The sequence below is a fragment of the Pseudomonas sp. REST10 genome (assembly GCF_029542605.1).
Lineage (GTDB): Bacteria > Pseudomonadota > Gammaproteobacteria > Pseudomonadales > Pseudomonadaceae > Aquipseudomonas > Aquipseudomonas khazarica.
This window is the reverse complement of record NZ_CP035677.1, coordinates 3,194,354-3,217,214: the sequence shown is the minus strand read 5'-3', so window position 1 is coordinate 3,217,214 and position 22,861 is coordinate 3,194,354. Positions and strand designations below refer to the sequence as shown.

General features: G+C 66.5%; 25 protein-coding genes and 1 pseudogene. 11 read left to right on the top strand and 15 right to left on the bottom strand.

Annotation, left to right across the window (positions count from 1 at the left end):
- The first annotated feature begins 32 nt into the window (after positions 1–32).
- Both EWH21_RS15255 and prmB read left to right on the top strand, forming a co-directional pair.
- The gene (locus EWH21_RS15255; protein WP_256662970.1) at positions 33–158 is read left to right on the top strand and encodes a hypothetical protein; all 126 of its coding nucleotides are present in this window, start codon (positions 33–35) and stop codon (positions 156–158) included.
- Between the two features lie 86 nt (positions 159–244).
- Positions 245–1,165, top strand: a complete 921-nt coding sequence (gene prmB / locus EWH21_RS15250) for a 50S ribosomal protein L3 N(5)-glutamine methyltransferase (protein WP_277698739.1) — start codon at positions 245–247, stop codon at positions 1,163–1,165.
- A 255-nt stretch (positions 1,166–1,420) separates the two neighbouring features.
- Here prmB and EWH21_RS15245 read toward each other — a convergent pair whose 3' ends face one another.
- Together EWH21_RS15245 and EWH21_RS15240 are read right to left on the bottom strand one after the other, a co-directional pair.
- Positions 1,421–2,221 (bottom strand): hypothetical protein, encoded by an 801-nt coding sequence (locus EWH21_RS15245; protein WP_277698738.1) that lies wholly within the window; start codon positions 2,219–2,221, stop codon positions 1,421–1,423.
- A gap of 36 nt (positions 2,222–2,257) precedes the next feature.
- Positions 2,258–3,250 (bottom strand): alpha/beta fold hydrolase, encoded by a 993-nt coding sequence (locus EWH21_RS15240; RefSeq protein ID WP_277698737.1) that lies wholly within the window; start codon positions 3,248–3,250, stop codon positions 2,258–2,260.
- Positions 3,251–3,374: 124 nt separating this feature from the next.
- Here EWH21_RS15240 and aroC point away from each other — a divergent pair, with 124 nt between their 5' ends.
- The 4 genes from aroC (at position 3,375) to EWH21_RS15220 (ending at position 6,518) form a co-directional block, all read left to right on the top strand.
- The gene (aroC, locus tag EWH21_RS15235; RefSeq protein ID WP_150605666.1) at positions 3,375–4,466 is read left to right on the top strand and encodes a chorismate synthase; all 1,092 of its coding nucleotides are present in this window, start codon (positions 3,375–3,377) and stop codon (positions 4,464–4,466) included.
- A gap of 73 nt (positions 4,467–4,539) precedes the next feature.
- Positions 4,540–5,691 (top strand): MFS transporter, encoded by a 1,152-nt coding sequence (locus EWH21_RS15230; protein ID WP_277698736.1) that lies wholly within the window; start codon positions 4,540–4,542, stop codon positions 5,689–5,691.
- A 15-nt stretch (positions 5,692–5,706) separates the two neighbouring features.
- Complete coding sequence (locus EWH21_RS15225; protein ID WP_277698735.1) at positions 5,707–6,246, top strand: acireductone dioxygenase; 540 nt, start codon at positions 5,707–5,709, stop codon at positions 6,244–6,246.
- Between the two features lie 80 nt (positions 6,247–6,326).
- Complete coding sequence (locus tag EWH21_RS15220) at positions 6,327–6,518, top strand: PLDc N-terminal domain-containing protein (RefSeq protein ID WP_037050625.1); 192 nt, start codon at positions 6,327–6,329, stop codon at positions 6,516–6,518.
- A gap of 38 nt (positions 6,519–6,556) precedes the next feature.
- Here EWH21_RS15220 and EWH21_RS15215 read toward each other — a convergent pair whose 3' ends face one another.
- The 3 genes from EWH21_RS15215 to EWH21_RS15205 are packed head-to-tail and all read right to left on the bottom strand — an operon-like array spanning position 6,557 to position 9,027.
- Entirely contained in the window at positions 6,557–7,054 is a 498-nt protein-coding gene (locus EWH21_RS15215) for a methylated-DNA--[protein]-cysteine S-methyltransferase (protein WP_047591497.1), read from the bottom strand.
- A 3-nt stretch (positions 7,055–7,057) separates the two neighbouring features.
- Positions 7,058–7,936 (bottom strand): DNA-3-methyladenine glycosylase, encoded by an 879-nt coding sequence (locus EWH21_RS15210; protein ID WP_277698734.1) that lies wholly within the window; start codon positions 7,934–7,936, stop codon positions 7,058–7,060.
- Positions 7,937–7,986: 50 nt separating this feature from the next.
- A complete protein-coding gene (locus EWH21_RS15205) occupies positions 7,987–9,027 on the bottom strand; it encodes an AraC family transcriptional regulator (RefSeq protein WP_277698733.1) in 1,041 nt (346 codons plus the stop codon).
- 246 nt (positions 9,028–9,273) lie between these two features.
- Between EWH21_RS15205 and EWH21_RS15200 the strand changes: the two genes are divergently transcribed.
- The 4 genes from EWH21_RS15200 to EWH21_RS15185 all read left to right on the top strand — a co-directional run bounded on the left by EWH21_RS15200 (position 9,274) and on the right by EWH21_RS15185 (position 13,147).
- Positions 9,274–10,749: an NAD(P)/FAD-dependent oxidoreductase gene (locus EWH21_RS15200; protein ID WP_277698732.1), complete on the top strand. Its 1,476-nt coding sequence runs from the start codon at positions 9,274–9,276 to the stop codon at positions 10,747–10,749.
- Positions 10,733–11,662: an alpha/beta hydrolase gene (locus EWH21_RS15195; RefSeq protein ID WP_179554492.1), complete on the top strand. Its 930-nt coding sequence runs from the start codon at positions 10,733–10,735 to the stop codon at positions 11,660–11,662. The genes EWH21_RS15200 and EWH21_RS15195 overlap by 17 nt, the downstream gene beginning before the upstream one ends.
- Before the next feature lie 276 nt (positions 11,663–11,938).
- On the top strand, positions 11,939–12,283 hold the full coding sequence (locus EWH21_RS15190) for a ribonuclease E inhibitor RraB (RefSeq protein WP_037050633.1): 345 nt from the start codon (positions 11,939–11,941) through the stop codon (positions 12,281–12,283).
- 156 nt (positions 12,284–12,439) lie between these two features.
- The gene (locus EWH21_RS15185; RefSeq protein ID WP_277698731.1) at positions 12,440–13,147 is read left to right on the top strand and encodes a type 1 glutamine amidotransferase; all 708 of its coding nucleotides are present in this window, start codon (positions 12,440–12,442) and stop codon (positions 13,145–13,147) included.
- A 1-nt stretch (position 13,148) separates the two neighbouring features.
- On the opposite strand, the gene EWH21_RS15180 is transcribed toward EWH21_RS15185, so the two are convergent.
- From EWH21_RS15180 to acnA, 10 genes and pseudogenes are all read right to left on the bottom strand, one after another.
- Positions 13,149–13,499, bottom strand: coding sequence for a hypothetical protein (locus tag EWH21_RS15180; protein WP_277698730.1), 351 nt, complete (start codon positions 13,497–13,499; stop codon positions 13,149–13,151).
- On the bottom strand, positions 13,496–14,038 hold the full coding sequence (locus EWH21_RS15175) for a DinB family protein (protein WP_277698729.1): 543 nt from the start codon (positions 14,036–14,038) through the stop codon (positions 13,496–13,498). Before EWH21_RS15175 ends, EWH21_RS15180 begins: the two co-directional genes overlap by 4 nt.
- A gap of 4 nt (positions 14,039–14,042) precedes the next feature.
- A complete protein-coding gene (locus tag EWH21_RS15170; protein ID WP_277698728.1) occupies positions 14,043–14,615 on the bottom strand; it encodes a GNAT family N-acetyltransferase in 573 nt (190 codons plus the stop codon).
- A gap of 21 nt (positions 14,616–14,636) precedes the next feature.
- A pseudogene (locus tag EWH21_RS15165) lies at positions 14,637–14,792 on the bottom strand (SDR family NAD(P)-dependent oxidoreductase); the annotation flags it as partial.
- 250 nt (positions 14,793–15,042) lie between these two features.
- Positions 15,043–15,405, bottom strand: coding sequence for a VOC family protein (locus EWH21_RS15160; protein ID WP_277698727.1), 363 nt, complete (start codon positions 15,403–15,405; stop codon positions 15,043–15,045).
- Positions 15,406–15,438: 33 nt separating this feature from the next.
- Complete coding sequence (locus EWH21_RS15155; protein WP_277698726.1) at positions 15,439–15,675, bottom strand: helix-hairpin-helix domain-containing protein; 237 nt, start codon at positions 15,673–15,675, stop codon at positions 15,439–15,441.
- A gap of 49 nt (positions 15,676–15,724) precedes the next feature.
- A complete protein-coding gene (locus EWH21_RS15150; protein WP_277698725.1) occupies positions 15,725–16,246 on the bottom strand; it encodes a hypothetical protein in 522 nt (173 codons plus the stop codon).
- A 114-nt stretch (positions 16,247–16,360) separates the two neighbouring features.
- Entirely contained in the window at positions 16,361–16,765 is a 405-nt protein-coding gene (locus EWH21_RS15145; RefSeq protein ID WP_047591465.1) for a thioesterase family protein, read from the bottom strand.
- Between the two features lie 101 nt (positions 16,766–16,866).
- Complete coding sequence (locus tag EWH21_RS15140; protein WP_179554490.1) at positions 16,867–18,432, bottom strand: PAS domain-containing methyl-accepting chemotaxis protein; 1,566 nt, start codon at positions 18,430–18,432, stop codon at positions 16,867–16,869.
- Between the two features lie 181 nt (positions 18,433–18,613).
- On the bottom strand, positions 18,614–21,355 hold the full coding sequence (gene acnA / locus EWH21_RS15135) for an aconitate hydratase AcnA (protein WP_179554489.1): 2,742 nt from the start codon (positions 21,353–21,355) through the stop codon (positions 18,614–18,616).
- A 222-nt stretch (positions 21,356–21,577) separates the two neighbouring features.
- Here acnA and rlmM point away from each other — a divergent pair, with 222 nt between their 5' ends.
- On the top strand, positions 21,578–22,633 hold the full coding sequence (gene rlmM / locus EWH21_RS15130; protein ID WP_037050655.1) for a 23S rRNA (cytidine(2498)-2'-O)-methyltransferase RlmM: 1,056 nt from the start codon (positions 21,578–21,580) through the stop codon (positions 22,631–22,633).
- Positions 22,634–22,861 lie beyond the last annotated feature (228 nt).

Below are 22,861 nucleotides of genomic sequence, written 5' to 3'. Positions count from 1 at the left end.
AGGACTCAGGGTCGTACGCAAAAGGAGTTGCCATGTCACTTTTGTCGCAGTTTTCCCCGCATTTCTGGCTGTTGTTCTCCATCGCCGTGGCCATTGCCGTGCTGCGCGAGTTGCGTCGTCCCAGTGACGATGGCGACTCCTGGCGCGACAAGCACTAGCCGCGCCGGGAATCGTTCGCCACAGGCCCATGCGCCTGCTGCCTGCTCTGGGCTAAACTTCCGCACTTTTCATCCGGAGGCCGCCCGTGACTGCTCTCACCACCCGTTTACGTACCCTGCGCGACTACATCCGCTGGGCCGTCAGTCGTTTTCAGGCCGAGCAGCTGTTCTTCGGCCATGGCACCGACAACGCCTGGGACGAAGCGCGCCAGCTGGTGCTCGGGGCGCTGCACCTGCCCTGGGAAATCTCCGATGCCTACCTGGACTGTCGCCTCGAGGACGAGGAACACGCGCACCTGCAGGCGTTGCTCAAGCGGCGCATCGAGGAGCGCGTGCCGACCGCCTATCTGCTGGGGGAGGCGTGGTTCTGCGGTCTGCCGTTCGTGGTCGACGAGCGTGTGCTGGTGCCGCGCTCGCCTATCGCCGAGCTGATCGATCGCCATTTCGCCCCCTGGCTGCCGAGCGAACCGGCGCGCGTGCTGGATCTGTGCACCGGCTCGGGCTGCATCGGCATCGCTTGCGCCTACGAATTCCCCGAGGCCGAAGTGGTGCTGGCCGACCTGTCCTTCGACGCACTGGAGGTCGCCAACCAGAACATCGAGCGTCACGGGCTGGAGGAGCGCGTGTACTGCGTGCAGGGCGACGGCTTCGCCGGTCTGCCGGGCCAGCGCTTCGACCTGATCGTCTCCAACCCGCCTTACGTCGACGCGGAAGACTTCGCCGACATGCCTGCCGAGTACCAGCACGAGCCTGCCATGGGCCTGGCCTGCGGCGACGATGGCCTGGACCTGGTACGGCGCATGCTGGCCGAGGCTGCCGACCACCTCAGCGAGCGCGGCCTGCTGATCGTCGAGGTGGGCAACAGCCAGGTGCATGTCGAGGCGCTGTACCCTGAGGTGGATTTCACCTGGCTGGACTTCCAGAACGGTGGGCACGGTGTGTTCCTGCTCGCCGCCAAGCAGTGCCGTGAACATCAGGCGCTGTTCCGTTCGCGTATCGGGGCGTGATGGGCGTGCCTGTACGCCATGCATATCGGCATGGCGTACACCGCTGATCGCGGCTGAAGCCGCTCCTACAAAAGCAGCGGGGTGATCAGCGCGTAGGGTGGATGTCGCTTCTTACATCCACCGCAACGTTGGCTCGATAAAGCGCGAACCACCCAGCGAGCGATACGCCGATGCAAGTGTGGGCGCGGCTTCGCCCGTGATCCGGGGAGCTCGCCGCTCAAGCGCCTTCCACCACGCGGTGCGCCGCCGGAGTGCTCAGCGCGTGGCGATCCAGATCAGCAAGCCGGCCTGAAACAGGCTGAAGGCGATGAGGCAGGTGATGGTGAAGCGCAGGCCGGTGTCCTCGCGCTTGAGGCGATCGACCCGGTCTTCCAGCTTGCGCAGCTTGACGCTCTGCTCCTGCAGGCTCTGGTCGGCCTGCTGCAGCATGGCGGCGGCGTCCAGCAATTCGATGATCTGCACCTTCTCGGCCTGCCAGTCGCCGTGCAGCGAGCTGACCCGCGGCGCACTGTAGAAGGGCTTGAGTTGCAGCGGATCGCTGTATTCGATGGTGAAGCCCTGCGCCTTCAGGGCGTGGTCGCGCCGTTCGCGGGCGGCTTCGTTGAAGTTGTCCTTGGTCGGCAGGGCACCGCCCTCGACCTGATAGTGAGCGAAGTGCTTGCGCGCCCAGGCGATGCCCTGGGCCATGAGGAAGCGCCCGAGGCCCCGATTGGCCGGCTCCACGCTCAGGCCCTTGTCCGGGCCGAAGCGAATTTCCTTGCGCTGGTGGTCGGCCCAGACTTCCAGCAGGTTCTGCTGGCGATGCAGGCGCTGCCCGGGCACCTGCACGGTCAGGCGCAGCAGGCTGAGGTCCTTGGCGTTGCGCTCGACCCGGCCCAGCTGGACGAACCGCAGCGGCCTGGGGCCGGTCTCGCGGTCGACGGGCAGCGGCGCCAGGCGCAGCAGGCTGAACTGTTCCGCCGGCAGCTCAGACCAGGGATGTGGCGCGGCGGGCGTTTCGCTGCCTGCGGCTGCGTCTTCGGGGGCTTGCGCCGCCGGGGCTGGGTTCTCGCTCATGGGCGTCCTGTGCGCTTGATCGGGTCATTTTACAGGTTATCGACCGTTTTTCTCTGCGCTGGAGCGAATGAAGGCGACGATCCGCTCGCCCAGTGCACGGGCCAAGGGTAGCTGCGGATCGTCATAGGACGCTAGCTGTTCCTGCCAGGCTGCCGGGGTGATGCGCATGACGTGGTTCATGCCGGCGATCATGGCCAGCTCGGCGTCGGGCTTGGCCTGCTTGAGCAGCTCGGCGTTGTCCGGGCTGACCTGAGCGTCGTGGCTGCCCTGGACGATCAGCGCCGGGATGTGCAGTGCGGCGAAGTTCTCCGCCGGATCCTGGCGCAGCAGGCTGATCAGGTAGGGCTGCACGCTGGGGCGGTACACCACCTGCAGGGCCTCGGGCACCTCGGGTTGCAGCGTGCCGCGGATCAGGTTGGCGAGGATGTGCCGGCTCTCGGCGAGGAGCGCGGGCGGCAGGCGCATGGCCAGCTGCATGTCCAGCACCTGGCCGATGGGGTAGGCCGGCCCGGCGATGGATACCAGGGCATCGGCCGGGCTGTCGGTGGCGGCGAGGCTGGCGATCAGCGCCCCCTCGCTATGGCCGATGAGGATCACACGGTCGAAGCGCGCGTCGTCCTTGAGCTGCCTGACCCAGCCGCTGGCATCGGCGACGTAGCGCTCGACACTGAGGTCGCGCTCATCCGGGGTGGCGCTGCGGCTGGCGGCGACGCCGCGCTTGTCGTAGCGCAGGCTGGCGATGCCGTTGCGGGCCAGCACCTGGGCCAGTTTCTTCAGCGCGTCGTTGTGGCCGCCTTCCGGGTTGTTGCCGTTGCGGTCGGTGGGGCCGGAGCCGGCGATCAGCAACGCGACCGGCAGCGGCTTGTCGCTCTGCGGCAGCAGCAGGCTGCCATGCAGGGTGCCCTGGTCGGTAGCGAGGCTGACGGGTTGTTGGCGAGTGGTGGCGGCCTGGGCCAGGCCGGCGATCAGGGTGAGGGACAAGAGCAGGGCTCGCAGCATGGTGAGGTTGGGGTAGTGGCAGACTGGCATTGGACGCCTGTGACCGCGCAAGGTTCGGGGTGAACTGCAAGGGGCTGGCAGGTATACTCGCCCACCTTGTGAATCGGGCCTGCGCAGCGGCAGGTCGGAGCTGAATCTCGCGGAGCGTCTTCCCATGTCCGGCAATACCTACGGCAAGCTGTTCACCGTCACCACCGCTGGCGAAAGCCATGGCCCGGCGCTGGTCGCCATCGTCGACGGTTGCCCGCCCGGTGTCGAGATCAGCCTGGAAGACCTGCAGCGTGATCTCGACCGCCGCAAGCCAGGCACCAGCCGCCACACGACACAGCGCCAGGAAGCCGACGAGGTGGAAATCCTCTCCGGGGTGTTCGAAGGCAAGACCACCGGTTGCTCCATCGGCCTGCTGATCCGCAATACCGACCAGAAGTCCAAGGACTACTCGGCGATCAAGGACCTGTTCCGCCCGGCTCATGCGGACTACACCTACCACCACAAGTACGGTATCCGCGACTACCGCGGCGGTGGCCGCAGCTCGGCGCGCGAGACCGCCATGCGCGTGGCCGCCGGTGCCATCGCCAAGAAGTTCCTGGCCAGCCAGGGCATCGTCATCCGTGGCTACATGAGCCAGCTCGGCCCCATCGAGATTCCGTTCAAGAGCTGGGACAGCGTCGAGCAGAACGCCTTCTTCAGCCCGGACCCGGACAAGGTGGCGGAGCTCGAGGCGTACATGGATCAGCTGCGCCGTGACCAGGATTCGGTCGGGGCGAAGATCACCGTGGTCGCCGAAGGCGTGATGCCGGGGCTCGGCGAACCGATCTTCGACCGCCTCGACGCCGAACTGGCCCACGCGCTGATGAGCATCAACGCGGTCAAGGGCGTGGAAATCGGCGCCGGTTTCGCCTGCGTGGCCCAGCGCGGCACCGAGCATCGCGATGAGCTGACCCCGCAGGGTTTCCTCTCCAACCATGCCGGCGGCATCCTGGGTGGCATCTCCAGCGGCCAGCCGATCGTTGCCCACCTGGCCCTCAAGCCGACCTCCAGCATCACCACGCCGGGGCGTTCCATCGATGTCGACGGCAATCCGGTGGACGTGATCACCAAGGGTCGCCACGACCCCTGCGTGGGCATCCGCGCCACGCCGATCGCCGAAGCGATGATGGCCATCGTGCTGATGGACCACCTGCTGCGTCACCGTGCGCAGAATGCCGAGGTGCGTGTCACCACGCCGGTGCTGGGCCAGCTTTGAGCGACACGCCACGAGCGGCAGGTCGCGGGCGGCTGTGCCGCTGCCTCTGCGTGCCGCTTGAACCGTTCCGCTCATGACGGCGTCTCTGCCGTACTGGCGGCTGTCGGGCTTCTACTTCTTCTACTTCGCCTTGCTCGGGGGGACGGCGCCATTTCTGGCGTTGTACTTCGACCACCTGGGATTCTCTGCAGCGCGAATCGGCGAGCTGATCGCCATTCCCATGCTGATGCGCTGCGTGGCCCCCAATCTGTGGGGCTGGCTGGGTGATCACACCGGTCAGCGCCTGCTCATCGTGCGCTTCGGGGCGTTGTGCACCCTGGCCTGCTTCGCCGGCATCTTCCTCGACAAGAGCTACGCCTGGCTGGTGCTGATCATGGCCACGCATGCGTTCTTCTGGCACGCGGTGCTGCCGCAGTTCGAGGTCATCACCCTGGCGCACCTGCGTGAGCAGGCCGCGCGCTACAGCCAGATCCGTCTGTGGGGCAGTATCGGTTTCATCGTCGCCGTGGTCGGCCTTGGCCTGTTGTTCGAGTGGCTGAGCCTGGATGCCTACCCGGCGGCGCTGGTGGTGATCATGGCCGGCATCGTCGCCGGCAGTTTCTGGGTGCCCAACGCCCAGCCGCTGCAGCGCCCGAGCACCCCGGAGCAGGGTGGTTTCCTGTGCCAGCTGCGGCGCCCCGGCATGCTCGCGTTCTACTTCTGCGTCGCGCTGATGCAGTTGAGCAACGGCCCGTACTACACCTTCCTCACCCTGCACCTGGAGGGCGTCGGTTACAGCCGTGGCGCCATCGGCCTGTTCTGGGCGCTGGGGGTGGTGGCGGAGATTCTCCTGTTCCTGGTCATGGCGCGCCTGCTGCAGCGCTATTCGCTCCGTGCGGTGCTGCTGGCCAGCTTCCTGATCACCGCCCTGCGCTGGCTGCTGCTGGGCAACCTGCCAGAGTATCTGCCCGTGCTGCTGCTGGCGCAGTGCATGCACGCCGCCACCTTCGGCGCCTTCCATGCCGCCTGCATCCACTTCGTGCAGCGCAGTTTCGCCGATCGCCAGCAGGGCCAGGGCCAGGCGCTCTACGCCAGCCTGGCCGGTATCGGCGGGGCCCTCGGCGCGCTGTATGCCGGGTACAGCTGGAACAGCCTGGGACCGGCCTGGACCTTCGCCATCGCCAGTCTGGTAGCCTTGCTCGCAGCCTTCATCATTGCCACCCGCCTGCCGCCCGAGCGGCCCTGAATCGAGTGCCCCGTCATGAGCAGCCTCAGCGTCCACCTGAACACCTCTCCGGAACTGCCGAACAAGGTTCTCAACCATGCCGACGATATCGTCAGCACCCTGGCGGCCGTCGGTATCGACTACCGTCGCCTGGAGCTGCCGCAGGCGTTGCGTCCCGGCTGCGAGGACAGCGAGTTCGACGCGGCCTACGGGCTGTGGCTGCAGGCACTGATGGGGGAGCAGGGCTATGTGCGCCAGGAGCTGTTCAACCTGCAGCGCAACCATCCGCAGAAGCTCGAACTGCGTGCGCGTCACCTCGACGAGCAGGTGCAGGCGAAGGCCAGCGCCTGGCTGTTCATCGGCGGTTTCGCCCAGCTCAACGTGCATCTGGATGGCTATGTCTACGTGCTGCAGGGCGAGCGTGGCGATCTGCTGACCCTGCCGGGCGGCACCCGCCACTGGTTCGACCTGGGCGAGGAACCACACGTGCTGGCGCTGCGCCTGAGCCAGCAGGAAGAGGCGCCGGAACGCAGCGGTGACGATATCGCCAGCCGCTTCCCGCGCCTGGGCGAGTGAAGCGTACGGTCAACCCGCAGGGAACCCGCGCCGGCCGCTGACTATCCTATGCAGGCAACCCCTCACACAGGAGTGTCGTCATGGGTTCCACCTTCAATGGGCTGATCGGCCTGGTCATCCTGGCCCTGGATATCTGGGCCATCATCAATGTGGTCAAGAGCGGTGCCGAGACCGGCATCAAGATCCTGTGGATTCTGCTGATCGTGCTGTTGCCGGTGGTCGGCCTGATCATCTGGGCGCTGATGGGGCCGCGCGGCAACGTCAGGATCTGACCCGGCCGTGCGGTTGGCGCCGCAGGCGTGCGCCGCGTTCACAGCGCCAGCTGCGCCTGGGTCGGCTGCAGCACGCCTTCCAGTTCCAGCAGCCACTGTTTGCGTGACAGGCCGCCGGCATATCCGGTGAGGCTGCCGTCGCGCCCGATCACCCGATGGCAGGGCACGATGATCGAGATCGGGTTGGCGCCGTTGGCTGTGCCGACCGCCCGCACCGCCTGGGGGCGCTCGATGACTCTGGCCAGCTCCGAGTAGCTGCAGGTCCGGCCGTAGGGGATGGCCTGCAGCGCCTGCCAGACCTGCTGCTGAAACGCCGTGCCGCGTGGCGCCAGGCGCAGCTCGAAATGGCGGCGCTGGCCGGCGAAGTACTGGTCGAGCTGGCTGCACACGGCGTCCAGCTCACGGCCGGCAGGCTGCCAGTCGTCCTCGATGCGCCAGGGCCTGCTGTCCAGCTCCATCAGCAGCAATTGCAGACCGCTGTCGTCGGCGGCGATGAACAGCGGGCCGAGCGGGCTGTCGTGGTAGCGATAGTGCATGCTTCAGCTTCCTGAATAATTGTGCCAGAGATGCGCTGCGGCGTAGGCGCGCCATGGCCGCCAGGCCTCGGCACGCAGTTGCAGGCGTCGTGCGTCGATGCCCTCGGCGCCCCACACCGGGGCCTTGAGCAGGCCCAGGTCGCTGGCGGGAAACGCATCGGCCTCGCCGAACGCACGCAGGGCGATGTAGTGTGCCGTCCACGGGCCGATGCCGGGCAGTGCGCACAGCTGTTCGATCAGCGCTGCGCTGCCGTCCTGCAGGCTCAGTTGCAGGCGGCCGTCGGCGATACAGGCCGCGAAGTGCTGCAGGCACTGCACGCGTTTGCCCGGCATGCCGATACCCGTCAGGTCCGCCTCCGCGATTGCCTGCGGGGTAGGGAACAGATGGCTGATGCCCACTGCCTGTGGCGTCTCGATCGGCGCACCGGCACGTTGCACCAGACGGCCGACGATGGTGACCGCTGCCTTGACCGCCACCTGCTGGCCGACGATGGCGCGCACGGCCTGCTCGAACGGGTCGAAGGCCACGGGCAGGCGCAAGCCGGGGTTGCGCTGCAGCAGCGGTGCGAGCAGCGCGTCGCGGCTGAGGTGACGGACTATCGTCTCGGGCTCGCTGTCGAGATCGAACATGCGGCGAACGCGCTGCTCGACGTGATCGAGATGGGCCGGCGAAGTGACCCGGCAGCGCAGTTCCAGCGCGTTCTGGCCGGCCAGCGGCATGACCTGCAGCCAACCGGGTACGCCGTCGATCATGAAGCCACGGCTGTAGCTGGCGGCGCTCAGCGACTCCAGACCGGGAATCGCGCGCAGGGCGAAGTGGCTGTGGAACTGTTGCCAGTCCCAGGGCGGTTGGTAGGGCAGGAGCAGGGTGATGATGTTCATGGCTCGCACCCTAGCTCGGCATCGAGGGCTTGTCAGCGCGAAGATGACTTTCAAACTGCCTGCGGCTGGCCGAACGCGGTCGTCGCGCGTTGATAGCGCCCGGGTGTCGTGCCTTTCCAGCGCTTGAAGGCGTGGATGAAGTTGGACAGCTCGCCGTAACCCAGGCGCTCGGCTATTTCCTCCAGGCTCAGTCCGCCAGCGGCCAGCAGCTCCTCGGCCAGCGCCTGGCGCACCTCGTCCTGCAGGCCACGGAAGTGGGTGCCTTCGTCGAGCAGACGGCGGCGCAGGGTGCGGCTGCTCAGGTGCAACTGGCTGGCCACCTGTTCCATGTCGGCCAGCTGTCCTGGCGATTGCAGCAACAGTTGGCGTACGCGCCCGGCCAGCCCCTGATGCAGCTGATGGCGGGCCAGCAGTGCCTGGCACTGCAGTTCGCAGGCCTGGACCAGCTGTGGGTTGGCGCGTGGCAGCGGGTTGTCCAGCAGGTCGGCGGAGAGCCCCAGGCGGTTGTGCGCGGCGCCGAAGCGTGGTGCCTGGCCGAAGGCGGCGATGAACGGCGAGACGTCGGTTGGCGCCACCTGGCGCAGTTCCAGGGCGAGCAAGGGCAACCTGCTGCAGAGCAGTTCGCGTACCACCACCAGCGCCGCAAGCATGTCACGCTGCACGATGAAGTCCTGCAGCGCCGGTTGCACTGCCTGGTCATCGAAGCACAGGCTGGCGACGGCGCCCTCGACGCTCAGGCTGATGCGGGTGAAGGCGTAGGTCAGGCCGTGATAGCGCAGCCCCAGCTCCGCCGCCTGACGCACGTTGGCACTGCTGAGAATGGCGTAGCCCCAGGCGCCGTAGGTGGTCAGGTGGTAGCGCCGGCCGGCCTGCAGGCCCAGATCGCCGACCCGGGGCAGCGCCTCGACCAGGTTGGCGATCAGTTGCAGTTCGCATGCGGCTTCGATCTCGCCGTTCAGGCCGGTGAGGTGCACGGGAGTAAGCCCGGTCCCGTGCAGGCACCTGTCCAGGCTCAAACCGAGGTCGAGCCCCAGCTGGGTGAGCAACTGGACGCTGATGATGCTGCGCCGTGCAGGCCAGGGTGGTGGCATGATTTGTCCGAAAATCACAATATCCTGGCCGACTATGCCATAACCCGGACGTGGCGAGGCAAGTAGCATCCCCTGATCGTCATAAATGGTGCCTCTAGAAATGTGAGCGAGGCAGTCAGCGCAAGGCGAAAACAGGCGAAAAGCGCAGTTCACAGCTGTAAATCAGCACGTTGAGCCTGTTTTTAACGCAGCGATGACAGCGCAGGTAGTTCTTACGAGGTGCCCATACGGGTCGGGGAGACCACAATGCACAACGACCCCCGTACTGACGCGCCCTGGCGCGTGTTGATCATCGGCAGCGGCTTTGCCGGACTGGGCCTGGCCATGCAGTTGCGCAAGGCCGGTCAGGAGGACTTCCTGCTGCTGGAAAAAGCCGGCGACGTCGGCGGCACCTGGCGCGACAACAGCTACCCGGGGGCAGCCTGCGACGTGCCCTCGCACCTGTACTCGTTCTCCTTCGAGGCCAAGCACGACTGGTCGCGCAGGTTCGCCCCGCAGGCGGAGATCCATGCCTATATCCGCCAGTGCGTGGAGAAGCACGGGCTGCATGCGCATATCCGCTTGAACAGCGAGGTGCTTGGCGCCGCCTTCGATGCTGCACGCGGCATCTGGCGCGTCGAACTGGCTGGCGGCGAGGTGATCGAGACGCAGGCGCTGGTCAGTGCCTGCGGCCAGCTTAACCGGCCTGCCTATCCGCAGTTGCCGGGTCTGCAGAATTTCCGTGGCGAGGCCTTTCACTCGGCGCGCTGGCGCCATGACCTCGACCTGAGCGGCAAGCATGTGGCCGTGATCGGCACCGGCGCCTCGGCCATCCAGTTCGTCCCGCAGATCCAGCCCAGGGTGGCCAGCCTGAGCCTGTTCCAGCGCTCTGCTGCCTACGTGCTGGCCAAGGCGGATCGTGCCTATCGCCCCTGGGAGATCGCCCTCAAACGTCGTCTGCCACTGTGGCAGCGTGCCGACCGCCTGCTGCAGTACCTGCACCACGAGGGGCGTGCGCTGGCCTTCATCCGTTTTCCCTGGCTGATGCGTGTGTTCCGCCACAGCTTCACCCGCCACCTGCAACGGCAGATGCCCGACGCCGGCAAGCGGGCGCAACTGCAGCCGGACTACCCCATGGGCTGCAAGCGCATCCTGATCAGCAACGATTACTTCCCGGCGCTGGCGCAGGCCAACGTCGAGATCGTCGATTCGCCGATTCACGAAGTGCGCGAACGTTCTCTGCTGACCGCCGACGGTCGCGAACATCCCTGCGACGTGCTGATCTACGGCACGGGCTTCACCGCGACCGACTTCCTGGCGCCGATGCGCATCCGTGGGCTCGATGGCCAGGACCTGAACCAGGCCTGGAAGGACGGCGCGGAGGCGTACAAGGGCATCAGCGTCAGCGGGTTTCCCAACCTGTTCCTGCTGTACGGGCCGAATACCAACCTCGGCCACAACTCGATTCTCTACATGCTGGAGAGCCAGTACGCCTATGTGCTCGGTTGCCTGCGTGCGCTGCGCGAGCAGGGGCTGCGCTATCTCGATCTGCGGCCACCGGTGCAGCGCCGGTACAACGCCAGACTGCAACAGGCGACTCATCGAACGATATGGGAACAGGGCTGCGACAGCTGGTACAAGACCGCTACCGGCAAGAACACCAACAACTGGCCGGGTTTCACCTTCACCTATCGCCTCATGACCCGTACTCCGGAGCTTGCCGACTATGACTGCGTCCGCTGAATTCAACGCCCCCGCCGCCGAGCAGATGCTGCTGCGCGGCCTGTTGCGCGGTTTCCTGCGTCTGTTCTTTCGCGGGTTGGTGCGGCCACCGATGCCGGTTTCCGGGCAGCGCCGCGTGCTGCGCGCCCTCACCACTGTCACCCTGACGCCGCGCGGTGTGCGTCGCAGCGCCTCGACTCTGGGCGGTCGCCCCTGCGAATGGCACCGCGCGCCTGGCGCCCGCGGCGGCGTGCTGCTCTACCTGCACGGCGGCGCCTTCATGATCGGCGGGCCGGATACGCATCGGGGCATCTGCGCCAGCCTGGCCAAGCGCGCTGGCCTGGATGTCTGCGCGCTGGATTATCGGCTGGCGCCGGAGCATCCCTATCCGGCGGCGCGCGACGATGTGGTGGCGGCTTACCGGGGCCTGCTGGAGTCGGGGTATCGCGCGGAGCAGATCGCCATCGGCGGTGATTCTGCCGGCGGCAACCTCAGCCTGGTCGGCTGCCTGCGCATCATCGAGCTGGGCCTGCCGGCTCCTGCAGCGCTGGTGTGCTTCTCGCCAGCCACCGATTTCACCGGCGAGCGGATGCACCAGCCGCCAGCCGGCGATCCGCTGATCCACCCCAGCTGGGTCGAGCAGGCCGCCGAACTCTACTGTCCGGCAGGTGTGCCGCGTGACGACCCGGGCATGTCGCCGCTGTTCGCCGACCTGCGCTGCCTGCCGCCGACGCTGGTCCAGGTCGGCGAGGACGAACTGCTGCTGAACGACAGTCTGCGCCTGGCCGAGCGCGCTACGGCGGCGGGCGTCGACATGCGTCTGGAGCGCTACCCGGGGCTGTGGCACGTGTTTCAGGCGCATGTCGGCGTGCTGCGTGCGGCGGATTACGCCATCGGGCGGGTGGCGGCCTTTCTGCGCGAACGGGGGCTGTGAGAGGGGCGCGGGCGCCCGGCTGGCCAATTGCCGCTGGTCGCCGGCTTCGTTACAAAGACTTTCCCTGCAGCGCGCACCTGGCGTTCAGCGACTACCCTTGCAGGGACGGCTTTCAGTCCGGCGCTCTGCCGGGCAGTCGTCGATGCGCTTGAAGTAGACACGTCGAGCATCCGCTCGATTCTCGGGGCGGCGCCAGCAGGGGCCGCGACACCGTCCAGCCGGGCGGTAGCAATGGGAAAGCGGTCAATCCATCCATAGCCTGAGAGGAGGTCGTTTATGAGCACAGCCTTCCACGAAGACTCCAGCACCTCGGTGCTGCGTCGGATGAAAGAAGGGGGGTTCGACTTCGCCCAGTTCCACCCGATCGAGTTCTACGCCATTTTTCCCGATGAGGAGCGGGCCAGAATGGCGGCCAGAAATTTTCGCGGCGAGTCGCTCAACGCCCAGGTATCCGCCCGTGAGGACGGCGCCTGGCACCTGCAAATCAGCAAAGTGATGTACGCCACCCATGCCGGTATTGGCGCGTTCGAGCATGACCTGGAGTCCATTGTCGTCCCGCTGGGCGGCACCCTGGACGGCTGGGGTGTAACCCAGGAGGTGAAAGCGTCGGCGGTCCGTTAGCACGCCTTTCCTGTGGTCTGGCGTGTTCTGCTCCTCTTTCCTGCCGGGGAAGAGGGGCGGAGGGCGCGGCTGACCTGCTGCTGAAGGCGAGCCGGGACAGACCGGCAGCCTCGACTTGGCCAGCGCCATCACGCAGACTGCGTGGCGGAGGTACTCATGGCCGATGTTCTGATCCTGACCCATATCGATTATTGCCCGCCCGCGCATCTGGCGCAGGTGCTGCTGGCGCGTGGTTGCAGCTTCGACGTGTTGCGCGTCGACCTGGGCGAGCTGCGTGGCTATGACCTGGAGCGACCCAGGGCGGTGGCCGTGATGGGCGGCCCGATGAGCGTCAATGACCCCTTGCCGTGGATCGCCGACGAGGTGGCCGCCCTGCAGCGCCTCATCGCCCGCGAGGTGCCGATCATCGGTCATTGCCTTGGCGGCCAACTGCTGGCCAAGGCACTCGGCGCCAGCATTCGGCGGATGCCCTACACCGAAGCCGGCTGGCAGGACATGCAGCGCCATGCGCAGGTGACGGACAGCCCCTGGCTGGCGCACCTGCCCGAGCCGTTCAGCATCTTCCAGTGGCACGGCGACACCTTCGCCCTGCCCGAGGGCGCGCAGGCACTGTTCAGCAGCCGCTGGTGCGACAACCAGGCCTTCGCCTGGGGCGACAAGGTGCTGGCGCTGCAGGGCCACCCGGAGATGACCGAGCCACTGATCGAGTGCTGGCTCGATGACTGGGCGCACTTGCTCGATGAGCGCCAGCCCAGCCAGCAGTCCCTCGCCGAGATGCGCGAGCAGTTGCCGGAGAAGGTCAGGGCGCTGAACCAGGTGGCCGAGGGCTTCTACGCGCACTGGCTGCGACTGGCGGGTCTGTGAGCTAGGGGCCCCAATAGTCGAAGTAGTAGATGCTGCCGGACTGGATTTCGAATTCGATCTCGCCACCGCATTTGATCGTGTGCACCCCCGGTGTCGTTTCGCCGGCCTCGTCGAGTGGCACCGGCCAGGGTTTGCCGTCCAGCGAGAGCGTGCCGCAGCCACCGCCGTTGTCATGCTCGACCACCAGGTAGGTCTTGCCATCGGCACTCGGCTTGTAGCGGCCGCGAAGCTCGTAGGTGGCTTCCGCGTCCATGCCGGCGACGTTCACCAGCAGTACGATGGCGATGGCCAGCAGGATGCAGGCCAGCAGGGCTCCCAGAGCGATCAGCGCATACTTGAGCACGCGCATCATGGCGCGGGCTCGTCGGCGATGCTGGCCAGCAGATCGGTCACCCCGACATCCACCCCGGCCTGCGAGAGCAGGGTCGTTGCCTGGCCACGATGGTGGGTCTGGTGGTTGAACAGGTGCATCAGCAGGGCGAAGAAGTTCTTTCTCGCCTCGATCCCCCTGGTGTTGCGATAGGCCAGGGGCTGGTCCAGCTGTTCTTCATCGATTTCCGCAGCCAGCGCCTCGATGCAGGCGTCCAGCTGCACGCGCAGGGCGGTCAGCTCGCGGATGTTCGCGGCCATTGGCTGATCCAGGCGCGTGGGCCGTTGCAGCCCGGCGAGCGCCTGCAGCGCCCGATGGTTCGCTGGATGTGCGGCATAGCGCCCGAGCCAGATCAGGTCGGCCACCACCAGGTGATTCAGGGTGCCCAGGATCGAGCCGAAGAACGCGCCGCGCTCGGCGCTCAATGCCTCGTCGGGCAGACCGGCAGCCGCAGCGTACAGGCGTTCGTTCATCCAGCTGTTGTAGCGCGCCATCTGGCGGATGTGCTCGATTCTCTGCATGGTCTCACCGCTGCTGTTGCCTGTCCTGAAGGCTATACCAATCTTCGCTGAGCAGCCCGTAGAGTGCCGAATCCGATACCTGTCCCTCAATGATCCAGCGTTGGCGGAGCAGACCCTCCTTGCTGAAACCCAGGCGTTCCAGCGCCCGCCCGGAGGCGGCGTTGCTCGGGTCGATCTCCGCTTCGACGCGGTTGAGCCCCAGGGCTTCGAACCCGTGGCGCAGCAGCTCACGGGCCGCCTCCTGGATGTAACCCCGGCCCCAGGCGCTCGAGGCAATGCCGAAGCCGATCTCCGCGCGCCGTGACTCGGGATCGTAGCTGAACAGCAGGCATTTGCCGATCAGCTCGCCGTTGTCCCTGTCGACGATGGCCAGGGTCAGGCGCTGGCCGTCGTGCATGGCCTGGCATTCCGCGCGGATGAAGTCCTGTGCCACGGCCTCGCAGGCCCAGGCCGGGGTGTTCCAGTACTGCATGACCTGGGGATCGGAAAAGATTGCGAACAGGGCCGGGGCATCCGCAGCTTCCAGTGGGCGCAGCAGCAGACGTGGCGTAGTCAGATGGACGGAAAGATCGGGCATCGGGATATCTCGCTCGGGTAGTCAGAAACGCTCGTCGGCAATGGCAGGGAGGACCAGCTCACGCACGTAGCTGGCGGCGGACAGGCTCAGCAGCGTTCGCACCAGGGCGACGACATCGTGCAGTGCAATCAACTGGCCCTCGCCGTTCCGCGCCGCCTGTTCGAGCGGGGTGTTCAGCTGGCCCGCTTGCAGGCAGGTGACGGTCAAGGCCTCGGCGGGCCTCGATCAGCATGATCCGCATCCACGACCCGGGCGCAGCGACGCTCGCCCGAGAGGTGAAGGGCAGGGACGTTAATGTGCACCCAGGGCAGTGGTCAAACGAATGCCGGCGGCCAACTATTACAGCGTTTCTCCGCCGGTGTTCCCGCACTCCTGGCACCGCTTACGGGACCTGGGCGAGGGCGGGCACTGCTGCAGAGGGTGTCGGCTACTGGCTGTCCGGCTCCGACCACACGGCGAACTCGTTGCCGCCGGGCTCGACGAAGTGGAAGCGCCTGCCTCCCGGGAAGGCGAAGATCGGTTTGACGATCTTCCCGCCAGCGGCCTCGATCTTGTGCAGCGTTTCCTCCAGTCGCGCGCTGTAGAACACGATCAGCGCGCTGCCGTTTTCGCTACGCGCCGACACCTCGGCGCTGAAGAAACCGCCGTCCAGGCCTTCGCCCGCGAATGCCGCGTAATCCGGGCCGTAATCCGTGAAATGCCAGCCGAATGCGGCCTGGAAGAAGGCTTTGCTGGCCGGCAGGTTGCGGGTGGGGTATTCGACGTAGTCGATCTTCTCGTGGGCAGGCATACCGGGCTCCTTGGCTCTGTGTGCAGGGTGGATTCACTTTCGGGATCTGGCCAGGTCGATGGCCGCCTGGATGGCTGCGCGTGCCTGCGGGCTGTTCTTCCAGCAGGTCGAGCCAAGCTGGGCCGATACGGCGCTGACGATATCGCCGACGCAGGCTTCGGCCAGTTCACCGAGTGAGTTGAAACCTATCTGTTCGAGTCGCCGAACGACGGTCGGGCCTACGCCATTGAGGCTGATCAGTGCGTCGTATTCATGGGCTGGAAAGGGCATGGTGATGGCTACCGAGGGATTGAATTTGCCGTTGATCGGCTGCGCGTGTTCAGCAGCGCACCCTGTGCGCGTTGACGAAGGCGTCGATATCTGCGGTCGACTGCAAGTGGTAGAGCGCCTTGCCGGCGGCGCTTGCCTCGATCCTGGCGAGCAAGGCGCTGGTCCAGAAGTGTGGCGACAGGCGCAGGTATCTCCAGCTCGCCAGGGTGCCTTTCAGCACGGAGCTGCCCTCCGGCCAGCCTTCCGGTCTCACCCATGCGCTCTGCAGCAGTCGCTTGCAGGTGAACCAGTAGTGCTGCCAGTACGGCAGGTCGACGTAGATGAGCGTGTCTGCGTATTCCAGCCGTTGCCAGAAGGACTCCAGCGTGCCCAGACCTTCGATGATCCAGCCGTCCCTGTCCAGAATGGCGCGGTGCGCCGCGGCGTATTCCTCGTTCGCCACCTTGGTTCCGTCGGCTCGGTAGGCCATCAGGTCCAGGGGGAACAGCTCGACGCCCCTGGCCTGTGCCAGTTTCCTGCCCAGCGTGGACTTGCCGCCACCCGGTTTGCCGAAAACGGCTATCCGTTTCATGCCTCATCATTCCCTTCGCGTGCACTGCGTTGTGCCGGATGATTGCACGGCTGCCCGGCGCCTGGGTACTGCACAAACGCCGCATGCAGGCGCGTGTCGGGGCGCCGTGGGGCGTCAGGTCGCGCTCAGGGCGTCACGCAGCGCCTGGGGCAGCGGGATGGGGCGCTTGCTCTCGGGGGACACGGCTACCTGCGTGAGGGTGGCGCGGAAGGTGACGTCGTGCGCGGCATTGCGGGCCTCGACGCAGAAGGAGAATGAGCTGGTGGTGAGATCGCCGCCGCGCACCTCGATGTCGATGACCTCGTCCCAGGCCATGGGCGCCAGGAACTCGATCGACAGCGCGCGGGCGGGAGGCAGAATGCCCATCGCGAAAATTTCGCGTATGGCCGGCCCGCCAAGGGCGTGAGCCAGGAAGTCGTGCACCGCTTCGATGACGAAGTAGCTGATGCGTGGCGTGTAGACGATGCCGGCCGGGTCGCAGTCGCCGAAGAGAATTCGTCGCTTCGTTACAAAGCTCATGGGGAAGGTCTCGGGTTGGGCGTTGCTGGACGTACTGTGCGCCTGGAACCGCGCAGGTGCGCAACCCGGCGCAGCGGCTGAGCCACTGCGCCGGGGCGGGGTCAGCGGTTGAAGCGTTCGACCAGCGCGTACTGGCCCTGGGCGGTGCCGGTCAGGGCCTGGCTGAGCTTGGCCGTGCTCTGCGCCTCGCCAGCCGTCTGGTCGGCCAGCTGGGCGATGGTGGTGATGTTGCGATTGATCTCGTCGGCCACGGCGCTCTGTTCTTCCGCAGCGGCAGCGATCTGGTTGGCCATGTCGGCGATGTTGGCGACCGAGTCGCTGATGCCGGACAGCGCCTGGTCGGCCTTCAGCACGCGTTCGACGCCTTCGTCGGCCTGCTTGCGGCCGATTTCCATGGTCATCACCGCTTCTTCGGCGGTGCGCTGCAGTTTGGCGATCAGCGTGTGGATCTGCTCGGTGGATTCGGCGGTGCGTTGCGCCAGCGACCGGACTTCATCCGCCACCACGGCGAAACCACGCCCCATCTCGCCGGCGCGGGCCGCTTCGATGGCCGCGTTGAGGGCCAGCAGGTTGGTCTGGTCGGCGATGCCCTTGATCACATCGACCACGCCGCCGATTTCATTGCTGTCCTGGGCCAGGCGGGTGACGGTCTCGCCGGTATCGCCCACCGACTGCGACAGGCGCTGGATCGCTTCGCGGGTTTCTTCTGCGATGCCGCGGCCTTCGCTGGTCAGGCGATTGGCCTCCTGGGTGGCGATGGCGGTGCGGGCGACATTGCTGGCCACTTCCAGGGTGGTGGCGGCCATCTCGTTGACGGCGGTGGCGACCAGTTCGGTTTCGCTGCGCTGACGCTCCAGGCCGGCCGAGCTGTTGTGGGCCAGCTTGTCGGCTTCGCGCGCCTGCTGGGTCAGGTGCTCGGCGGTGTCCTGCAGCCGGGTGAGGCAGGTCTTCAGGCGTGCACCCTGGCTGAGCATGGCCATCTCCAGGCGCGCTTCGGCGCCACGGCTGTCGGTGTACATCTGCGCGATCAGCGGGTCGGAGGTGGTCTGCTCGGCGATGCGCAGCAGGCGCTTGATGCCGCGGGTCTGCCAGGCGATGCCGGCCAGGCCCAGCGGTACGGAGAGCAGGGCGGCGAGGATGAAGCCCCAGTTGCTGCCCATCCAGTGGCCGATGAGAAAACCGATCTGGCTGACCAGGATGAACGGCATCCACGCCTGGACGATGGGCACCCACTGATTGCTCGCCGGAACGGCCGACTTGCCGGCGTTGACCCGTGCGTAGAGTGCCTCTGCACGGCGTACCTGCTCGGCGCTGGGCTTGACGCGGACGGACTCGTAGCCGACCACCTGGTTGTTCTCGGTGATCGGCGTGACGTAGGCGTTGACCCAGTAGAAGTCACCGCTCTTGCAGCGGTTCTTGACGATACCCATCCACGGGCGACCACTCTTGAGGGTCGTCCACATGTGATCGAACACGGCCGGCGGAACGTCCGGGTGGCGCACGATGTTGTGCGGCGCACGTTGCAGTTCTTCGCGGGTGAAGCCACTGATCTCGACGAAGGCGTCGTTGCAGTAGGTGATCTGGCCCTTGAGATCGGTAGTGGAGATCAGACGCTGCTGCGCAGGGAAGGTGCGTTCGCGCTGGGTGACCGGTTGGTTGTTACGCATGGCAGGTATCCGTCGTTGTAATGCCCTGTCATCGGCCGGCAAGTGGCGAAGTTGAGGGCTGAATCCGTTTTTTGCGAGTGTAACGCTTTTTGAATGGCGTCACATTTCTGTCGCGATGGCGGCCGTCCCTGGCCCAACGAAGAATAGGCGCCCTGCCGCAGGAAGCAGCAGGGCATTTGCGTCAGTTGGCGATCATCTGGCGCAGCACGTAGTGCAGGATGCCACCGGCCTTGAAGTACTCGACCTCATTGAGCGTATCGATGCGGCACAGCACTTCGACCCGTTCCTGCTGGCCGTCCTCGCGGCTGACGATCAGGGTCAGGGGCATCTGCGGGCGCAGCTCCACGCCTTCGAGGCCTTCGATGGCCAGCGTCTCCTGGCCCGTCAGCCCGAGGGTGTTGCGATCGGTGCCGGGCTTGAACTGCAACGGCAGCACGCCCATGCCCACCAGGTTGGAGCGGTGGATGCGCTCGAAGCTCTCGGCGATCACGGCCTTGACGCCCAGCAGGTTGGTGCCCTTGGCCGCCCAGTCGCGGCTGGAGCCGGTGCCGTACTCCTTGCCGGCGACGATCAGCAGCGGCGTGCCTTCGCCCTGGTAGCGCATGGCGGCGTCGTAGATCGCCAGCTTGTCACCGCTGGGGATGTGCAGGGTGTTGCCGCCTTCCTCGCCGCCGAGCATTTCGTTGCGGATGCGGATGTTGGCGAAGGTGCCGCGCATCATCACCTCATGGTTGCCACGACGCGAGCCATAGGAGTTGAAGTCGGCCTGGGCCACGCCATTGTCGCGCAGGTAGCGTCCGGCCGGGCTGTCGGCCTTGATGTTGCCGGCCGGCGAGATGTGATCGGTGGTCACCGAGTCGCCCAGCAGGGCGAGGATGCGCGCATCGCGGATGTCAGTGATGCGCGGGGGATCGCCGGCGATGTTCTCGAAGAACGGCGGGTGCTGGATGTAGGTGGAGTCCGTCTGCCAGGCGTAGGTGTCGGCCTCGGGCACGCTGATCGCCTGCCACTTCGCGTCGCCGGCGAAGACCTCGGCATACTCCTTGCGGAACATCGCGGTGTCGACCTTGGCGATGGCGTCGGCGATTTCCGCCTGGCTCGGCCAGATGTCCTTGAGGTAGACCGGCTGGCCGTCCTTGCCGGTGCCGAGCGCGTCCCGGGTGAGGTCGATGCGCACGCTGCCGGCCAGGGCATAGGCGACCACCAGGGGCGGCGAGGCCAGCCAGTTGGTCTTCACCAGCGGATGCACGCGGCCCTCGAAGTTGCGGTTGCCGGAGAGCACCGAGGCCACGGTCAGGTCGGCCTTGGCGATGGCTTTCTCGATGGGCTCGCGCAGCGGGCCGGAGTTGCCGATGCAGGTGGTGCAGCCGTAGCCCACCAGGTCGAAGCCGAGTTTTTCCAGGTAGGGGGTCAGGCCGGCGGCCGCGAAGTACTCGGTGACCACCTTGGAGCCAGGGGCGAGGGAGCTCTTGACCCAGGGCTGGCGTTGCAGGCCCCGTTCCACGGCCTTCTTGGCCAGCAGACCGGCCGCCATCATTACGCTGGGGTTGGAGGTGTTGGTGCAGGAGGTGATGGCGGCGATCACCACGGCGCCATCCTGCAGGCGGTGGGTATGGCCGTCGTCCTGGTAATCGATCCCGCCGCTCTGCTGGTCGCCGCCGACGGCCGTACCGCCGCCGCCTTCGTTGAGCATGCGGCCTTCTTCCCTGGCCGCCGGTTTCAGCTGCAGACCGACGAAGTCGTCGAAGGCCTGGCTGACCTGGCCCAGCGCGACGCGGTCCTGCGGACGCTTGGGCCCGGCCAGGCTGGCTTCGACGCTGCCCATGTCCAGGCTCAGGCTGTCGCTGAACAGCGGTTCTGCCCCGGCTTCACGCCACAGGCCCTGGGCCTTGCTGTAAGCCTCGACCAGTTGCACGCTCGCTTCCGGGCGGCCGGACAGGCGCAGGTAGCCGAGGGTGATGTCATCCACCGGGAAGAAGCCGCAGGTGGCGCCGTATTCCGGTGCCATGTTGGCGATGGTGGCGCGATCGGCCAGTGGCAGCTCGGCCAGGCCGTCGCCGTAGAACTCGACGAATTTGCCCACCACGCCTTTCTTGCGCAGCATCTGCGTCACTGTGAGCACCAGGTCGGTGGCGGTGATGCCTTCCTTGAGCTTGCCGCTGAGCTTGAAGCCGATGACCTCGGGGATCAGCATCGACACCGGCTGGCCGAGCATGGCTGCTTCCGCCTCGATGCCGCCAACCCCCCAGCCGAGCACGCCGAGGCCATTGATCATGGTGGTGTGCGAGTCGGTGCCGACCAGGGTGTCGGGGTAGGCGAGGGTGGCGCCGTCCTCGCTCTTCGTCCACACCGTGCGTGCCAGGTATTCGAGGTTGACCTGGTGGCAGATACCGGTGCCTGGCGGTACCACGCTGAAGTTGTCGAAGGCGTGCTGGCCCCAGCGCAGAAAGGCATAGCGTTCACCGTTGCGCTGCATTTCCAGCTCGACGTTGTCGTGGAAGGCACTGGAGGAGGCGTAGCGGTCGACCATCACCGAGTGGTCGATGACCAGGTCCACCGGCGACAGCGGGTTGATGCGCTGCGGATCGCCGCCGGCCCTGGCCATGGCGTCGCGCATGGCGGCCAGGTCGACCACCGCCGGGACGCCGGTGAAATCCTGCATCAGGACCCGTGCCGGGCGGTACTGTATCTCGCGGTCCGAGGCGCGCTGGTCGAGCCAGTCGACCATGGCCTGCAGGTCTTCTGCGCTCACGGTCTGGCCGTCTTCATTGCGCAGCAGGTTTTCCAGCAGCACCTTGAGCGACTTGGGCAGGCGCTGGATGTCACCAAGGCGGCGGGCCGCCTCGGGCAGGCTGAAATAGTGGTAGGTGGTGTCGCCGATCTTCAGTTCGCGGCGGCAGTTCAGGCTATCGAGGGAGGGCATTGCACGTCTCCTTGGGCCCGCACGGTTCGGGCTATGTCTGATGGCGGCAGACTCTCAAGCTAGTCCTGCCTGACGAGTCTTGCGAGCCGTATCCTTGAATGTGCGTGGTTTGCGAGCAAGTCGTAGCCGGTTCAAACGATGATGGCTACACAGTAGCTGGACAGGTTTGCAGGCCCCAGGTTCCCGCCTCAGGTATCATGCGCGGCTCAAGGAGACGCTTTGATGAATACCCTGTTTCTGCATTGCCGCCCCGGTTTCGAGGGCGAGGTCTGCGCCGAGATCAGCGACCTCGCGGCTCGTCTGGACGTGCCCGGCTACTCCAAGGCCAAGCCTGGCAGCGCGTGCGCCGAGTTCGTCTGCAACGATGCGGCCGATTGCGAGCGCCTGATGCGCAGCGTGCGTTTCAACCAGTTGATCTTCCCGCGGCAGTGGGCGCGTGGGCGCTTCGTCGAGCTGCCGGAGAGCGAGCGCATCAGTGTGCTGCTCGAGGCACTGGCCGACTATCCGGTGTGCGGCAGCCTGTGGCTGGAGGTGCTCGACACCAACGAGGGCAAGGAAGTCTCCACCTTCTGCAAGAAGTTCGAGGCCCCGCTGCGCAAGGCGCTGCTCAAGGCCGGCAGGCTGGTGGAGGACGCGAAGAAACCGCGCCTGCTGCTGACCTTCAAGAGCGGCCGCGAGGTGTTCGCCGGCATCGCCGAGGCGGACAACCTGGCGATGTGGCCGATGGGCATTCCGCGTCTCAAGTTCCCGCGCGAGGCGCCGAGCCGTTCCACGCTCAAGCTGGAGGAGGCCTGGCATCACTTCATCCCGCGTGAACAGTGGGACCAGCGCCTGGCGCCGGGCATGACCGCCGTGGACCTGGGCGCTGCGCCCGGTGGCTGGACCTGGCAGCTGGTCAACCGGGAAATCCGCGTGACCGCCGTGGACAACGGACCGATGGCCGAAAGCCTGATGTATTCGGGGTTCGTGGTGCACCAGCGGGCCGACGGCTTCACCTTCCGCCCGCGCCATCCGGTGCACTGGATGGTCTGCGATATCGTCGAGAAGCCGGCGCGCACCGCCTCGATGATCGAGACCTGGCTGGGCGAGGGGCTGTGCCGCGAGGCGGTGGTCAACCTCAAGCTGCCGATGAAGCAGCGCTATGCCGAGGTGCGGCGCTTGCTCGAGCGCATCGCGTCGGGGCTGGCGGAGCGAGGCATGAAGGTCAGTATCGGCTGCAAGCAGCTCTACCACGACCGTGAGGAAGTGACCTGTCATCTGCGCCGCCACGGCAAGTGAGGGGATGAACCGGGCTCGGGCCGCAGGGGCCCGGCCCGGACTCCCGCGTCGTTCCGGAGTCCTCCCGGAGCGCGCGTGCGGGCCATCCCTGACACGCCGGAGCGCAGGCACTCTGCCGCAGTTGGCGGGCGTGCGCCGCCCATCCAAGGTTGTGCGCGCAGGGTGACCTGGAGGTCAGCTTTGCGCGACAATGCGCGCCTGCCTGTGGAGCCCCCTATGTCCGAAGCC